This is a genomic window from Massilia sp. LXY-6 (assembly GCF_051233485.1).
Classification (GTDB): domain Bacteria; phylum Pseudomonadota; class Gammaproteobacteria; order Burkholderiales; family Burkholderiaceae_D; genus Telluria.
In genome coordinates this window covers 34663-50606 of record NZ_JBKFGF010000006.1, presented here as the reverse complement: position 1 = coordinate 50606, position 15944 = coordinate 34663, and the positions used below count along the sequence as shown (strand labels likewise).

Below are 15944 nucleotides of genomic sequence, written 5' to 3'. Positions count from 1 at the left end.
CCTCAGCCCTGGTCCGCGACGGTGCCGAACCAGGCGCCGTAGGGCGGCAATGTGACGGTGGTGCCGGCGACGTCCCCCTGCAGGTCATGGCCATTGAGCCTGCTTGCGCCGGCCGCCTCCGGCCAGTTGAAGTTCAACGGCTGGCTGGTCGTGTTGAACACGGCCAGCACCGACGGGTGGCCGGGCAGGTCGCGGCGCAGCGCCAGCGCCTGTTCCGGCACGTCGAAGAACGCGATCTCGCCGCGCGTGAGCTGCGGCAGCGTGCGGCGCCAGTGGATGATCCTGCGCTGGAAGTTCAGCATCGACTCCGGGTCGCGGTCCTGGATCTCCTCGGCCAGGGCCAGGTGCTCGGCCGGCACCGGCAGCCATGGCTTGCCGGTGGTGAAGCCGGCATTCGGCGCATCGGCAGTCCACGGCATCGGCGTGCGGCAGCCGTCGCGGCCCTTGAACTCGGGCCAGAAGGTGATGCCGTAGGGGTCCTGCAGCAGTTCGAAGGGCACGTCCGCTTCCGTCAGCGCCAGCTCGTCGCCCTGGTACAGGCAGGGAGTGCCCTTCAGCGACAGCTGGATCGCCAGCACCAGTTTCGACAAGGCAGGCGAAGGATTCCCCACTGCGTCACCCGAAGCCCAGCGCGTGGCCACGCGGATCGCATCGTGGTTGCCGACCGACCAGGAGGCCCAGCCATCCTTCACGCGGGTGTTGAATTCCTCGACCTGCTGGCGGATGTGGGCGGCCGTGAACACCGGCGTCAGCAGGTTGAAGCTGTACGCCATGTGCAGCTTGTCGCCGCCTTCGGTGTACTCGGCCATCTGGGCCAGCGCATCGTCGGAGCTGACTTCGCCGATCGATACCGCGCCGAATTCGTTGAGGAGTGTCCGTACGCGCTGCAGGAAGGCGACGTTCTCCGGCTGGGTCTTGTCGTAGATGTGCGCCTGCATGCCGTAGGGGTTGACGTCGGTGACGGTCGAGGTGTCGCGCACCAGCGCCGGCGGGTTGCTGCGCAGCTGGCGGTCGTGGAAGTGGAACACGCAGGCATCCATGCGCACGCCGTCGACGCCGCGCTCAAGCCAGAAACGCTGGGCGTCCAGGTGGGCCTGCTGCACTTCCGGATTGTGGAAGTTCAGTTGCGGCTGGCTGACCAGGAAGTTGTGCATGTAGTACTGCTTGCGGCGGGTATCCCACTGCCACGCCGAGCCGCCGAACACCGACAGCCAGTTGTTCGGCGGGTTGCCGTCCGCGAGCGGATCGGCCCACACATACCAGTCGGACTTCGGGTTGTCGCGGCTGGCGCGGCTCTCGACGAACCACGGGTGGGTGTCGGCGGTGTGCGACATCACCTGGTCGATCATGATCTTCAGACCCAGGTGGTGCGCTTTCTCGATGAGTTTGTCGAAGTCGGCCAGGGTGCCGAACATCGGATCGACGTCACAGTAGTCGGCGATGTCGTAGCCGAAGTCCTTCTGCGGGGACTTGAAGAACGGCGACAGCCAGACGATGTCGACGCCCAGGCTGGCGATGTAGTCGAGTTTGGCCGTGATGCCCGGCAGGTCGCCGACGCCGTCGCCGTTGGTGTCGAGGTAGCTGCGCGGATAGACCTGGTAAATGATGGCTTCTTTCCACCACGGATTGTTCGCGTTGGGAGTGCTCATGATAATGATGTCCGGTTCGTAAATTTTTACACAATATACAGCATCAATACCCGGCTGACAATCGTTTAGATTTTCAGAATCTTGATTAAATATCCTTAAAAATCATCGTCTTACGATAAATAAAGCTGAACAATATATGGGGGGAGTAGTAGTCAAACTACAGATTCGATGTTAGGGTGGCGAACTAACCGAAGAAGTTCTTGTTGCCAAGATAGAGTGGGTTGAATAGCATCGCTGCACCACGTGGACCAATAACACCATCGTCCCGCGAAGGCGGGAACGACGGGCACAAGGAGACACCGATGACCCAGAACCCGCCGCCAGTAAACACCGGCCGCATGCCGCGCCAGATCCCCTTCATCATCGCCAACGAAGGCTGCGAACGATTCAGCTTCTACGGGATGCGCAACATCCTGACGCCCTTCCTGATTTCATCGCTGCTGCTGTTCCTGCCCGAGCTTGACCGCGCCGGCGAAGCCAAGCACGTGTTCCACACCTTCGTCATCGGCGTCTATTTCTTCCCGCTGCTGGGCGGCTGGCTGGCCGACCGCTTCTTCGGCAAGTACAACACGGTGCTCTGGCTCAGCCTCGTCTACTGCGCCGGCCACGCCTGCCTGGCCGCGTTCGAAGGCAATGTCCAGGGCTTCTACCTCGGCCTGTTCCTGATCGCGCTCGGCTCGGGCGGCATCAAGCCGCTGGTGTCCTCCTTCGTCGGCGACCAGTTCGACCACACCAACAAGGACAAGGCCAAGCTGGTGTTCGACGCCTTCTACTGGATCATCAACTTCGGCTCCTTCTTCGCCTCGCTGCTGATGCCGATCTTCCTGCGCGACTACGGCGCGGCGGTCGCCTTCGGCATCCCCGGCATCCTGATGCTGGTCGCCACCCTGGTGTTCTGGAGCGGGCGCAAGAAGTACGTGCACGTGCCGCCGAGCGCCGCGAATCCGCATTCCTTCATGAACGTGGCGCGCACCGCCCTGCTGGCGAAACGCGATGGCGCCGGACGCCCTGGCCTGGCGGTGGCGGCGGTCGGTGCGGCCGGCGCGGTCGCCTCGCTGGCGATGACGCCCGACTGGGGCTTCGTGATCGCGGCCTGCACGGCGCTGGTGCTGCTGCTGGCCTTCGGCGGCATCGGCGTGGCGCTGCAGCTGGAGCGGGCGCGCGGCCTGCATCCGGACGAAGCGGTCGACGGCGTGCGCGGCGTGCTGCGCGTGCTGATCGTGTTCGCGCTGGTGACGCCGTTCTGGTCCCTGTTCGACCAGAAGGCCTCGACCTGGATCGTGCAGGCCAACACGATGGTGCGCCCGACCCTGTCGCTGTTCGGCAGCGAATTCCGCTTCGAGCCGGCGCAGATGCAGGCTCTGAATCCGCTGCTGGTGATGCTGCTCATTCCCTTCAACAACCTGGTCGTGTTTCGCGCCTTGCGCCGCCTGGGCTGGGAGCCCACCGCGTTGCGCCGCATGACCACCGGGATCGCTTTGTCGGCCCTGTCGTGGGTCGCGATCGGCACCATCCAGGTCGTGATGGACGGCGGCACGCCGGTCTCGATGGCCTGGCAGATCCTGCCCTATGCCCTGCTGACCATGGGCGAGGTGCTGGTCTCGGCCACCGGCCTCGAATTCGCGTACAGCCAGGCCCCGCGCTCGATGAAGGGCGTGATCATGGCCTTCTGGTCGCTGGCGGTGACGGTTGGCAGCCTGTGGGTGCTGATCGTGAACGCCAGCGTCAAGAACCAGGCGGTGCTGGGCCACATCGCCAACACCGGCCTGGGCGTGATGGCCTTCCAGATGTACTTCTTTGCTGCCTTCGCCTTCCTTGCCGCGCTGGTGTTCGGATGGTACGCGACGCGTTACCAGGTCGTCGACAACTACCGCGGCAAGGCTGCAGCAACCTGACCATTCCGAAGCCGGCGGCACGGTGCCGCCGGCTGTAACAAAAGCAATCATGACGAGAACACGCACCACCGCTGCGGGCCTGCTGGCCCTGCTGGCTTCCGCCGGCGCCCACGCCGCCATTTCCCCCGACGCCTGCGACGGCAAGTCTTACCAGGCCGTCCTGCATCCGGCCGCGGCCGGCTTCGACGCGCGCGCCGTCTGGCTCGACCGGCGCCTGCTCGCCTTCCCCGGCGCCTCCCCCGACGGCGTGTTCAAGCTGTATTACTCGCCCGCGGGCTCGATCGCCGCGCCGGTCGGCGGCAGGGTCGCAGGCGATGCCGGCGCGCTGACCCTCGGCCTGGCCAGGGGCAGCGTCGCGGCGCCGCTGGCCGCGCGCTTCAAGTGGCTCGGCGCCGGCCCGGTGCTGCAGCTCGACGAGAACGACGTCTCCCGGATGGGCGAGCTGCACCGCCAGCAGTTGGTGCTGGTGCAGGAAGATGCGCAGGGCACGGTGCTGGCGGCCACGCGCGTGCAGGTGGCGGGCGCGCTGGACGACTTGTATGCGGCCGCCGCCGGCCTCGACAAGCTCGGTGTCGACATCGCAGACAAGCGTACGAGTTTTACCGTGTGGGCGCCGACCGCCCAGCAAGCCGCGGTCTGCGTCTACAACACGCCCACCGCGACCGCGCATGCGGTCTACCAGCTGCGCTTCGACCCGGCCACCGGCGCCTGGAACGCGGCGGTGCCGGGCGACCTGAGCGGCAAGTATTATAAATATGCGGTCGACGTGCCGGTGGACGGCATGGGCATCGTGCGCAACCTGGTCACCGATCCCTATTCCATCAGCCTGAGCACCGATTCGAAGCGCAGCTACATCGCGCGCCTGGATGCTCCGCGCCTGAAGCCGGCCGGCTGGGACGCGACGGCGGCTCCGCAGACCGTCAGGAACCCGACCGACATGGTGGTCTACGAGCTGCACGTGCGCGACTTCTCGATCAACGACGCCAGCGTGCCGGAACGCCTGCGCGGCAAGTACGGCGCCTTCACCCGCCCCGAATCGAACGGCATGCGCCACCTGGCCGCGCTGGCGAAAAGCGGCCTGACCGATATCCACCTGCTGCCGGTGTACGACATCGGCAGCGTGCCGGAAGTTGGCTGCGCCGTGCCGAAACCTTCGGGCGCGCCGGACAGCGAGGCCCAGCAGCTTCTCGTGAAGAAGACCGCGGAAACCGACTGCTTCAACTGGGGCTACGATCCCTACCACTACAACGCGCCGGAAGGCAGCTATGCGACCGATCCGCTTGATGGCGCGCGTCGTGTGGTCGAATTCCGCGAGATGGTCGGCAACCTGCACAGGCTCGGCCTGCGGGTCGGCATGGACGTTGTGTTCAACCACACCTTCAGCGCCGGACAAGTTGAAAAATCGGTGCTCGACCGCGTCGTGCCCGGCTACTACCACCGCCTGAACGCGACCGGCGGCATCGAACGCTCGACCTGCTGCGACAACACGGCCACCGAAAACCTCATGATGGGCAAGCTGATGATCGACTCGGTGGCCCTGTGGGCGACCCAGTACAAGATCGATTCCTTCCGCTTCGACCTGATGGGCCACCAGCCGCGCGCGGTGATGGAACAGCTGCAGCGGAAGGTGAACGCCGCCGCCGGCCACCCCATCCAGCTGCTTGGCGAAGGCTGGAACTTCGGCGAAGTCGCCAACGGCGCGCGCTTCGTGCAGGCCTCGCAGCTGTCGCTGAACGGCAGCGGCATCGGCACCTTCAACGACCGCACCCGCGATGCCGTGCGCGGCGGCTCGGCCGGCGATTCGGGCGAGGCGCTGTTTTCGCGCCAGGGCTGGATCAACGGCCTGGTATATGACCCGAACGGGCACGCCGGCCAGCACGACCGTGTCGAGCTCCTGCGCGCCGCCGACATGGTGCGCGCCGGCCTGGCCGGCTCGATCCGCAGCTACCCGCTGCAGACCTTCGACGACAAGGTGGTCGCGCTGGAAGCGATCGACTACGGCGGCCAGCCGGCCGGCTATGCGAGCGAGCCGTCCGAGGTCGTGAACTACGTCGAGAACCACGACAACCAGACCCTGTACGACATCGACGTGTTCAAGCTGCCGGCCTCGACCCCATCCTTCGAGCGCGCGCGCGTGCAGGTGCTGGGCATGGCGGTGGACGCGTTCGCGCAGGGCATCGCCTACTACCACGCCGGCATCGATGTGCTGCGCTCGAAGTCCCTGGACCGCAACAGCTTCAATTCGGGCGACTGGTTCAACCGCCTGGACTGGAGCTACCGCGACAACTACTTCGGCACCGGCCTGCCGCCGGCGGACGACAACGGCAAGGACTACGCCCTGCTCAAGCCGCTGCTGGCCGATCCGGCGTTCAAGCCAACGCCCATGGATATCGCCTTCGCGCGCGACGCCTTCCGCGACCTGCTGGCGATCCGCGCCAGCTCGACCCTGTTCCGCCTGCCGACCGCGCTCGAGATCAAGCGCCGCCTGCGCTTCTTCAACACCGGTTCAAGCCAGAACCCGACCGTGGCCGCGGCCCACCTGGACGGCGAAGCCTATCCGGGCGCCGGATTCAAAGGCATCAGCTACTTCATCAACGTCGACAAGGTCGGCCACACGGTGGTCGAGCCGCAGGCGGCGGGCAAGGCGATGCACCTGCATCCGGTGTTCCTGTCGCCGAACGTGGCCGACAAGCGCGCGACCCAGGCGGCCTTCGATCCGGCGACGGGGTCGTTCAGCATTCCGCCGCGCACGGCGGTGGTGTTCGTGGAAGACCAGGCCGGTCAGGATCGGCGCTGAAGCATCCTGGCAGAAACGAAACACGTCCGCAGTGGCAGCGGTGCTAGACTTTTTTCCATCGCTTCGAGGAGAACCGGCATGGAAAAGATACGGGCATGGGCTGCGCAAGCCGCGGGCGGCCAACTTGTTCCTTTTGAATACGATCCGGGCCCGCTGGGGCCGGAAGACGTGGAGATCAAGGTCGAGTATTGCGGCGTCTGCCACTCCGACCTGTCGATGCTCGACAACGAATGGGGCATCACCGCCTATCCCTTCGTGCCGGGCCACGAGGCGATCGGGCGCGTGGTCGGCCTCGGCGCCATTGCGCAGACCAAGGGCCTGAAGCTCGGCCAGCGCGTCGGCGTCGGCTGGAACGTGCGCAGCTGCCAGCATTGCGCAGCCTGCCTCCGCGGCGACTTCCAGCTGTGCGAGAACGTGCAGGCGACCATCGTCGGCCACCATGGCGCCTTTGCCGACCGCGTGCGCGCCCACTGGATCTGGAGCGTGCCGATCCCGGACGCGCTGGCGCCGGGCAATGCCGGTCCGCTGCTGTGCGGCGGCATCACCGTGTTCGCGCCGCTGCTGCAGCTGCACGTGCCGCCGACCGCGCGGGTGGCGGTATTCGGCATCGGCGGGCTGGGGCACATGGCGCTGATGTTCGCGAATGCCTGGGGCTGCGAAGTCACGGCCTTCACGTCCTCGCCCAGCAAGGTGCAGGAGGCGATCTCCTTCGGCGCCCACCACGCGGCATCAAGCCGTTCCGAGGCCGACATGCAGCGCCTGGCGGGCAGTTTCGACTTCATCTTCATTACCGCCAACGCGCCGCTCGACTGGGACGCCATCATCGGGCTGCTGGCCCCCGGCGGCCGCCTGCACTTCCTCGGCGCCGTGCTCGAACCGGTGCCGGTGCAGGTGATGAGCCTGGTGATGGGGCAGCGGGCGGTGTCGGCCTCGCCGACCGGCAGCCGCTCCCAGATCGACACGATGCTGCGCTTCGCGACCCACCACCACGTCGCCCCCAAGGTCGAGCATTTCCCGATGAGCCGGGTCAACGAGGCGATGGACCACCTGCGCGCCGGCAAGGCTAGTTACCGGATCGTGCTGGATGCCGATTTTTCTTAGCCCTGCCCGGCTCAACCGCCGACCGGCCGGGCCAGGCCGGAGCTGAGCGCGCACAACATGATCAGCGTGGCCATGATCGCCAGGCGCTTGATGTCATCCGGGTGCATCATGCTGCTCTCCCATGAGGAAACCCACTCATTGTGGAATGCTGCACGGAAACATCTTTGATCCAGCAGGACCGCTCCCGATTTACCCGATCCGGATTGCGCCGGATCGGAAGATCAGATATCCAGGTGCGAAATCAGCAGGCGCCGGCGCTCGCTGTCACCCTCGCCGTTCTCCTGGCCCAGCGAGATGCCGACCGCCATGATGTCGATGAGGAGCAGCTGCAGGATCCGCGAGATCATCGACAGGAAGGTGGTCGAGTCTTCGCTGTGGTCGACCGCCAGGCAGATGCTGGCCTTGCGCGCCAGCGCCGACTTGCTGCTGGTGATGGCGATGACGTCGGCGCCCGCCGCGCGCGCGGTGTCGACGGCGGACAGCAGCTCGGGCAGCTGGCCGGTGGTCGAGATCGCGATCACGACGTCGCCCGGTCCGAGCAGCTCGGCCGCCAGGCTGAAGAGATGCGAGTCGCCGTAGGACGAGGTCGGGATGCGGAAGCGGAAGAACTTGTGCTGGCCGTCCAGCGCCACCACGCGCGAATTGCCCATCGCGTAGAACTCGACGCGCTTGGCGCGGCGCAGGAGTTCGATGGCGCGGTCGATCGAGTTCACGTCGAGCTGGTCGCGGAATTTCAGGATCGCCGACACGGTGTTGTCGATCACCTTCGCGGACAGGTCGTGGGTGCTGTCGCTCATGCGCACCTGGCTGTGGCGCACGGGGATGGTGCCGGTCAGGCTGCCCGCGAACTTGAGCTTGAAGTCGGCCAGGCCGGAAAAGCCCAGCGAGCGGCAGAAGCGGATCACGGTCGGCTGGCTCACGTCGGCCAGCTTCGCGATCTCGGCGATCGGCTCGGACAGCACCTTGCGCGGATGCTCCAGCACCAGCGTCGCCACGCGCTGCTCGGCCGGCGACAGCTCGTGCTGCAGGTGCTGCACGCGCTCCATCAGCGTGTTGGCGCCGGTGCGGCCGCGCAGGTGTTCCGACAGGATGCTCGCCACGCCGTACAGCGCCGGATTCGGCGTCATGATCACGTAGGTCGGGATCTGCGCCAGGTAATCCGAGAAGCGGCCCTTGGCTTCGAAGCGGGCGCGGAACGGCGACGTGGCGAACCACTGCGCGACGCGCGGCACGATGCCGCCGCCGATGAAGATGCCGCCAAAGGCGCCGAGCGTGACGGCCAGGTTGGCGGCCGCCCCGCCCAGCATGCCGGCGAAGCACTCCAGCACTTCGAGGCACAGCGGGTCCTGCTGTTCGAGCGCGCCGCTGACGATTTCGGCGGCGTTGCGGGCCGGTACCTCCACCTTGTTACGCTGCGCCAGCGCGCGATAAATGATCTCCATGCCGGGGCCGGAAATCAGGCGCTCGTTCGACACGTGGGGCCACTCGCGCCATGCGTACTGGAGGATGGAGAACTCGCGCTCGTCACTCGGTGCGAAGTTGACGTGGCCACCCTCGCTGCCGAGGGTGACGAAGCCGTCCACGGTCGGGATCACGCCGGACACGCCCAGGCCCGTGCCCGGCCCCAGCACGCCGGCCACCGCATGCGGCTCCGGCTTGCCGCCGCCGATCTGCAGCAGCTCTTCCGGCTTGAAGCCCGGCAGCGCCATCGCCAGCGCGGTGAAGTCGTTCACGATCAGCAGCGTGGTGAGGCCAAGCGTGCGCCTTACCTCGTCGGTCGAGAACTGCCAGTTGCGGTTGGTCATGCGGATGAAGTCGCCGCTGATCGGATTCGCCAGCGCGAAGGCGGCGTGGCTGATGCGCACGCCGTTCGTCTGCGTTTTCGCCTGTTCCAGATAGGCGTTCAGCAGCGGCACGATGCCGGGATAGTCGTCGCACAGCAGCACGGCGACGTTACGCAGCACGCCCGGCGCGCTCTCCAGCGCGAAACGCGCATGGGTCGCGCCGATGTCGGCGAGCAGGCGGGGGCCGTCGGAGTAAGCGGCGCGGGGTTGTTTCTGTTCGGTGTCAGGCTCAATAGTCATTGCAGTAGGATACCATTGATCGATTGACACCAAAATGCCTCCTTCGTCATTCCCGCGCTGGCGGGGACGAGGCAATGTCAATCCGCCTGCGGCGGCTGCGGCGCCGCGGCGCCTTCCACATGCACGTCCGGCATGAACAGCAGGACGATCAGCCCGGCCAGCACGATCACGGTGCCGGCGCCGAAGATGTTGGCGATGGCATGCCGGTAGACCTCGCGCATGGCCGGGTCGAGGACCACGCCGGAGCCGGCGCTGGCGGCCGTCTTGACGCCGTGGGCCTGCAGCTGGTGCGCCAGGATCGCGCCGGAGCCGGTCACGCCGAGCAGGCCGCCGAGCGAGCGGAAGAAGGTCAGCATGGCGGTGCCGACGCCGCGCCGCGCCACCGGCAGCGCGCTCTGCACGACGATGGTCATGTTCGGCATCACCAGGCCCAGGCCGGCACCCAGCAGGAAGATCGGCGGCTCGATGAACAGGTAGCCGCGCCCGCTGGCCATGGCCCAGGTCAGCGCGGCAAAGGCAAGCACCGCCACCGCCAGGCCCGCCACCTGCCCTTCCTTGTACTTGTTGGCGCGCGCCACGACGCGGCCGATCAGGCTCGAGGCGACGATCATCCCGGCCATCATCGGTACCGTCAGCATGCCGGAATTCGCCGGGCTGCTGCCCATCACGAGCTGGAAGAACAGCGGGAAGAACACGCTCGATCCCATCAGGCCGACGAAGCTCAGCGCCATCACCACGCTGGCCAGGTTGAAGACCCGGTTGCCGAACAGGTCCGGCGGCAGCACCGGCTCGGCGGCGCGGCGCAGGTGCACTACCAGCGAGGCGCCGAGCACCACGGTGAGCACGGCGCACACCTTGATCTCGGGCGCATCCCAGGGCCATTCGGTGCCGCCCAGGGCCAGGATCAGCAGCAGCGAGACGATGCTGGCGGTAAGCAGGATCGAGCCCAGGTAGTCGATGCGGTGCGCGTGCGTCGCCGCCGGCTTGCGCAGCGAGCGCGCGATCGACCAGCAGGCGAAGGCGCCGACCGGCAGGTTGATGAAGAAGATCCAGTGCCAGGACAGCAGGTCGGTCATCAGGCCACCCAGCACCGGGCCGAGCACGCTGGTGACGGCGAACACGATGGCGATCGATCCCTGGCGCTTGGCCCGGTCCTTGGGAGCCACCAGGTCGCTGATGATGATCTGGGCCAGCGGCATGAAGCCGCCGGCGCCCATGCCCTGGATCGCGCGGAACACGATCAGCTGCGTCATGCTGCCGGCCAGGCCGCACAGCACCGAGCCGATCAGGAAGGTGGCGAGCGCCGTGAAGATCATCGGCCGCCGCCCGTACTGGTCGGCCATCTTGCCGTACAGGGGCATGGTGGCGGTGGAGGCCAGCACGTAGGCGGTCACTACCCAGGACAAATGGGCCATGCCGCCCAGGTCGCCGACGATGCGCGGCAGGGCCGTGGCGACGATGCTCTGGTCGAGCGCGCCCAGGCCGAGCACGGCCATCAGGGCAAAGTAGACGGCGCGGATTTCCTTCTCGGAGACCGGCGCGGGAGCGATGGCGTGCGAAGTCTGGGTCATGCGACTATCTTACGACAAGACCGGCCCAGCCTCAGGCCCGGCGTGCGCTCACCTTCGCCGAGCGCGCCGCCAGCCAGGCCAGCGCTGCCCCCGCCACCAGCGCCGTCGCGCTCAAGCCGAAGCTGGCGCGGTAGCCGCTGGCATCGAACAGGATCCCGCCGACCGTCGCGCCGGAGGCGATCGCCAGCTGCACCACGGCCACGATCAGGCCGCCGCCGGCCTCGGCATCCTGCGGCAGGGTGCGCGCCAGCCAGGTCCACCAGCCGACCGGCGCCGAGGTCGCGACCAGGCCCCAGAGGGCCAGCAGGACGGCGACCGCGGGCACCGACGAACCGAAGGTCATCAGGGACAGGCCGATCGCCGCCATCAGCAGCGGAATCGCGATCAGCGGCCGGTACAGGCTCTTTTCCAGCACGCCGCCGATCAAGGTGGTACCGATGAAGCCGGCCACGCCGACGATCAGGAGCATGCCCGACAGTCCCGACACGCCGACCTTGGTGACCGTTTCGAGGAAGGGCCGCAGGTAGGTGAACAGGGCGAACTGCCCCATGAAGAACAGGGCCACGCCGGCCATGCCCAGCGCCACCACCGGGCGCCGCAGCAGCCGGAAGGCGTGCCCTGGCCCGACGCCGCCCGCCGCATGCATGTTCGGCAGGCTGAACACCTTCCAGCCGAAGGCGATCGCAGCCACCGGCACCACGGCGAAGAAGGCGCCGCGCCAGCCGACGACGCTGCCCAGGAAGCTGCCCAGCGGCGCCGCCACCACCGTCGCCAGGGCGTTGCCGCCGTTGACGATCGCCAGCGCGCGCGGCACCTGATGGTCCGGCACCAGGCGCATCGCCGTCGCCGCCGACATCGACCAGAAGCCGCCGATGGCCACGCCGATGAAGGCGCGGCCGATCATGAAGACCGTGTAGTCGGGCGCCAGCGCCGCGACGGTGCCGGACACCATCATCAGGAAGGTCAGCGCCAGCAGCAGCATCTTGCGGTCGAGACGTCCGGCCAGCGGCGCGATGAACAGGCTGGTCACCAGCGCGAACGCGCCGGACACCGAGATCGCCTGCCCGGCCTGCCCTTCGCTGATGTGCAGCTCGGCGGCCACCGGCGTGAGCAGGCTGACCGGCATGAATTCGGAGGCGACCAGCACGAAGGCGCCGAGCGCCATGGCGAACACTGCGCCCCACGCCGCCGGCTTGTCATCCACCGCAGCCTGGCCGGCGGGAATGCGCATGTCCATGATGCCTCCTTATGCCGCCAGCGTGGCGCTGTCGATCACGAAGCGGTACTTGACGTCGCCCTTGAGCATGCGCTCGTAGGCGCCGTTGATCTCGTCCGCGCGAATCATCTCGATGTCGGCGACGATGCCGTGTTCGGCGCAGAAATCCAGCATCTCCTGGGTTTCCGGGATCCCGCCGATCATCGAGCCGGCCAGCGCGCGGCGCTTCGTGATCAGGTTGAATACCTGCGGCGACGGGTGCGGCGTGGCCGGCGCGCCGACCAGCACCATGGTGCCGTCGCGCTTCAGCAGGGTCAGGTAGGCGTCGAGGTCGTGCGGCGCCGCCACGGTGTTCACGATCAGGTCCAGGCTGCCGGCCCGGGCCGCCATCGCGGCGGGGTCGCGCGACACCACGACTTCGTGCGCACCCAGCGCCTCCGCATCCCGGCGCTTCGATTCCGAGGTAGTGAACGCAATCACGTGCGCGCCCATCGCGCGCGCCAGCTTGATGCCCATGTGACCGAGGCCGCCGATGCCGACGATGCCGACCTTCTTGCCGGGACCGGCATTCCAGTGGCGCAGCGGCGAATAGGTGGTGATGCCGGCGCACAGCAGCGGCGCCACCGCGGCCAGTTGATCCTCGGCGTGGTTCACGCGCAGCACGAAGCGCTCGTGCACCACGATCTGCTGCGCGTAGCCGCCCAGCGTGTGGCCGGGCGCGTCCTGGGTCGCGCCGTTGTAGGTGCCGACCATGCCGTCGCAATACTGTTCCAGGCCTTCTTCGCAGTCCGCGCAGTGCTGGCAGCTGTCGACCATGCAGCCGACGCCGACCAGGTCGCCGACCTGGTGGCCGTGCACGTGCCCGCCGACGGCCGAGACGCGGCCGACGATCTCGTGGCCCGGCACGCACGGGTACAAGGTGCCGGCCCATTCGCCGCGCACGGTGTGCAGGTCGGAATGGCACACGCCGCAATAGGCGATGTCGATCTGGACGTCATGCGGTCCCGGCGCGCGGCGGGTGATGTCCATCGATTCCAGCGGTTTGTCGCCGGCGTAGGCGCCGTAGGCTTTCACAGTCATGGATGACTCCTTGGTTTATATTCGGGAAGGCATGCATGGTAAAGGCAAACAGGGCCGCATAACGGTGTCGGAATTGCATGGGCTTATGAATAGGGCTCATGAATGCCATATTTAATTAGGGATACACTTTCATCAATGGCCCGCGAAAACATCAACGACATCCTCGTCTTCCTTGCCGTCGCGCGCGAGCGCAGCTTCACGCGCGCCGCCGCCAAGCTCGGCATGACCCAGTCCGCCCTCAGCCACATCATCCGCGCACTGGAAGAGCGCCTCGGCGTGCGCCTGCTGACCCGCACCACGCGCAGCGTCTCGCCCACCGATGCCGGCGAACGCCTGCTGCAGAACGTCGGCCCGCGGCTGGAAGAGATCGAAGCGGAAATCGCCGCCGTCAGCGATCTGGGCGACAAGCCGGCCGGCACGATCCGCATCACGGCGATCGACCATGTGGTCGACGACGTGCTGTGGCCGCGCATCGCGCCGCTGCTGCCGCAGTATCCCGACCTGCAGGTGGAGTTGAGCGCGGACTACCGGATGGTCGACATCGCAGCCGAGCGCTACGACATCGGCGTGCGCTTCGGCGACCAGGTCGAGAAGGACATGATCGCGGTGCGCCTGACGCCGGACGTGAAGATGATGATCGTCGGCGCCCCGGCCTACTTCGCGCAGCGGCCGGTTCCGGGCTCGATCCAGGACCTCATGAAGCACAACTGCATCAACCTGCGCCTGGCCAGCAGCGGAGGTTTGTACGCCTGGGAGCTGCGCCACCAGGGCCAGGAACTGGAAGTGCGGGTGCGCGGCCAGCTGACCTTCAACAGCGCCTACCAGATCCTGCATGCGGCGCTGAGCGGCTGCGGCCTGGCCTTCGTCCCGGAAGACCTCGCGGGTGAGCACGTGCGCGCGGGACGCCTGCACAGCGTGATGGAAGACTTCTGCCCGAGCTTCCCGGGCCTGCACGCCTATTACCCGAGCCGGCGCCAGAACTCGCGCGCGCTGGCGCTGGTGATCGAGGCGATCCGCTACAAGGGCTAGCCAGGCTCAGACCACCGCATCGTTGAACGGGTCCGGGCGCCGCGCCAGCAACTGCGACAGGCGCTGCAAGCCCAACTGGAGACGGACCCTGTCCTGGATGCTCCCCAGCGAGATCCGGATCGCATTCACGCTCTCCGGACCGGTTGCGAATGCCTCCCCGGGCGTGACCGCCAGCCCTTCCTTGTCCGCTGCGCGCGCGAGCTGGTAGGAGTTCCAGTACGCCGGCAACTCGAGCCATACATGCAGCCCATCGCCGGCGCCAACATAGCGTCCGGCCAGGATGTCGCGCGCCATCCGGTGGCGCAGGCGCGCCTCGTTCTTCACGCCTTCCATCAGCCTGAACGCCGAACCGTCGAGGATCCACTGGGTCGCCAGCGCAGTCGTCAGCGGCGCCGCCATCAATGCGAATGACCTCAAGGCGGCCAGGAAGCGTTCCCGCTTTGAGGCATCGCGCACGACCACGAAAGCGATGCGCAGGCCGGGTGTAAGGCATTTCGACAGGGTCGAGACGTAATGGACATTGTCGGGCGCGAGCCGGGCGATGGGCGGCGGCGGCGCCTCCGCCAGCAACCAGTACGGGTCGTCCTCGACGATGCCCACAGCGTGGCGCTTCGCCAGCGCGGCCAGTTCCTTGCGGCGCCGTTCCGGCATCGTCACCGCGGTCGGGTTCTGCAAGGTCGGGTTCACGTAGATGAGCCGTGGGCGGTGCGCGCGGCACGCTTCGTCGAGTGCCTGGGGGAGCATTCCGTGCCTGTCGGTCCGGACCGGCACGATGCGCCGGCCGAACTGGGTCGCCGCCGAGCGCAGGCCGGGATAACCCGTCGGTTCGGCCAGGATGACCTCGCCCGGCTCCGTGAGCGCAAGGATGAGCGCCGCGATGGCGGCCTGGGCGCCCGGGCAGACCAGCACATGGTTCGGGTCCACGCTGCCGAACATCGGCGCCATCCACGCTGCCCCGGCCTTGCGGTCGGCGATGCCGCCGCCGCCCAGGTGGTAGGTCATCAGCAGTTCGTTATCGGCCCGCATCAGCACCTGCGCCAGTCCCTGCTTCAGCAGGTCGTCGAAGTCGACCCCGGCCGGCGGCGGCGGAATGTTCATGCTCAGGTCGAGTACCGAGACCAGCTCCGCCTTCGGCGCGGCCACATAGGTGCCGCGCGCACCGCGCCCTTCGAGCAGGTTCCTGCGCCTGGCCTCGTCGTAGGCCCGGGTGACCGTGGTGAGGTCGACCTCCAGCTGCGCCGCCAGCTGGCGCTGCGGCGGCAAGCGGTCGCCCGGCTTCAGCGCGCCGTCCGCCACCGCCTGCTGCAACGCATCCGCGATCTGGATGAAACGGGGCCCGGCAGATGCCGCCAGCCTGGGCAGCCACGATGGCGGACCATCATCTTGCATGGATTTCAACCGGGACATTTTGTCTCAATGCATGGAAATTGCTTCTAATTAGTATGCTTCAAAACCTGGGGCGAAGCCATCCTTGCATGGACTCGTACCCAGCTTTCCCCCTCTTCGTATGCACATAGGTAGC

At 67.2% G+C, this 15944-nt stretch carries 10 protein-coding genes; 4 read left to right on the top strand and 6 right to left on the bottom strand.

Annotated features, from left to right (window positions below; genetic code table 11):
- Positions 1-2: 2 nt before the first annotated feature.
- Complete coding sequence (locus tag ACI48D_RS03205) at positions 3-1649, bottom strand: alpha-amylase family glycosyl hydrolase (protein ID WP_435569763.1); 1647 nt, start codon at positions 1647-1649, stop codon at positions 3-5.
- 338 nt (positions 1650-1987) lie between these two features.
- On the opposite strand from ACI48D_RS03205, the gene ACI48D_RS03200 reads away from it, so the two are divergent.
- The 3 genes from ACI48D_RS03200 to ahr all read left to right on the top strand — a co-directional run bounded on the left by ACI48D_RS03200 (position 1988) and on the right by ahr (position 7442).
- Entirely contained in the window at positions 1988-3544 is a 1557-nt protein-coding gene (locus tag ACI48D_RS03200; protein WP_435569969.1) for an oligopeptide:H+ symporter, read from the top strand.
- Positions 3545-3593: 49 nt separating this feature from the next.
- A complete protein-coding gene (locus ACI48D_RS03195; RefSeq protein ID WP_435569762.1) occupies positions 3594-6341 on the top strand; it encodes an alpha-1,6-glucosidase domain-containing protein in 2748 nt (915 codons plus the stop codon).
- 78 nt (positions 6342-6419) lie between these two features.
- Positions 6420-7442, top strand: a complete 1023-nt coding sequence (gene ahr / locus ACI48D_RS03190) for an NADPH-dependent aldehyde reductase Ahr (protein WP_435569761.1) — start codon at positions 6420-6422, stop codon at positions 7440-7442.
- A gap of 221 nt (positions 7443-7663) precedes the next feature.
- Here ahr and ACI48D_RS03185 read toward each other — a convergent pair whose 3' ends face one another.
- From ACI48D_RS03185 to ACI48D_RS03170, 4 genes are all read right to left on the bottom strand, one after another.
- Positions 7664-9526, bottom strand: coding sequence for a glucokinase (locus tag ACI48D_RS03185; protein ID WP_435569760.1), 1863 nt, complete (start codon positions 9524-9526; stop codon positions 7664-7666).
- 77 nt (positions 9527-9603) lie between these two features.
- Entirely contained in the window at positions 9604-11097 is a 1494-nt protein-coding gene (locus ACI48D_RS03180; RefSeq protein ID WP_435569759.1) for an MDR family MFS transporter, read from the bottom strand.
- 31 nt (positions 11098-11128) lie between these two features.
- Complete coding sequence (locus tag ACI48D_RS03175) at positions 11129-12328, bottom strand: MFS transporter (protein WP_435569968.1); 1200 nt, start codon at positions 12326-12328, stop codon at positions 11129-11131.
- 15 nt (positions 12329-12343) lie between these two features.
- Positions 12344-13393 (bottom strand): NAD(P)-dependent alcohol dehydrogenase, encoded by a 1050-nt coding sequence (locus ACI48D_RS03170; protein WP_435569758.1) that lies wholly within the window; start codon positions 13391-13393, stop codon positions 12344-12346.
- Between the two features lie 135 nt (positions 13394-13528).
- Between ACI48D_RS03170 and ACI48D_RS03165 the strand changes: the two genes are divergently transcribed.
- Positions 13529-14422: a LysR family transcriptional regulator gene (locus ACI48D_RS03165; protein ID WP_435569757.1), complete on the top strand. Its 894-nt coding sequence runs from the start codon at positions 13529-13531 to the stop codon at positions 14420-14422.
- A gap of 6 nt (positions 14423-14428) precedes the next feature.
- On the opposite strand, the gene ACI48D_RS03160 is transcribed toward ACI48D_RS03165, so the two are convergent.
- The gene (locus ACI48D_RS03160; protein ID WP_435569756.1) at positions 14429-15811 is read right to left on the bottom strand and encodes a PLP-dependent aminotransferase family protein; all 1383 of its coding nucleotides are present in this window, start codon (positions 15809-15811) and stop codon (positions 14429-14431) included.
- Positions 15812-15944: the final 133 nt, after the last annotated feature.

Coding starts and splice junctions, on each gene's coding strand:
- ACI48D_RS03205 (WP_435569763.1), bottom strand. CDS start 1,649: ATGAGCACTCCCAACGCGAACAATCCGTGGTGGAAAGAAGCCATCATT.
- ACI48D_RS03200 (WP_435569969.1), top strand. CDS start 1,988: ATGCCGCGCCAGATCCCCTTCATCATCGCCAACGAAGGCTGCGAACGA.
- ACI48D_RS03195 (WP_435569762.1), top strand. CDS start 3,594: ATGACGAGAACACGCACCACCGCTGCGGGCCTGCTGGCCCTGCTGGCT.
- ahr (WP_435569761.1), top strand. CDS start 6,420: ATGGAAAAGATACGGGCATGGGCTGCGCAAGCCGCGGGCGGCCAACTT.
- ACI48D_RS03185 (WP_435569760.1), bottom strand. CDS start 9,526: ATGACTATTGAGCCTGACACCGAACAGAAACAACCCCGCGCCGCTTAC.
- ACI48D_RS03180 (WP_435569759.1), bottom strand. CDS start 11,097: ATGACCCAGACTTCGCACGCCATCGCTCCCGCGCCGGTCTCCGAGAAG.
- ACI48D_RS03175 (WP_435569968.1), bottom strand. CDS start 12,328: ATGCGCATTCCCGCCGGCCAGGCTGCGGTGGATGACAAGCCGGCGGCG.
- ACI48D_RS03170 (WP_435569758.1), bottom strand. CDS start 13,393: ATGACTGTGAAAGCCTACGGCGCCTACGCCGGCGACAAACCGCTGGAA.
- ACI48D_RS03165 (WP_435569757.1), top strand. CDS start 13,529: ATGGCCCGCGAAAACATCAACGACATCCTCGTCTTCCTTGCCGTCGCG.
- ACI48D_RS03160 (WP_435569756.1), bottom strand. CDS start 15,811: ATGCAAGATGATGGTCCGCCATCGTGGCTGCCCAGGCTGGCGGCATCT.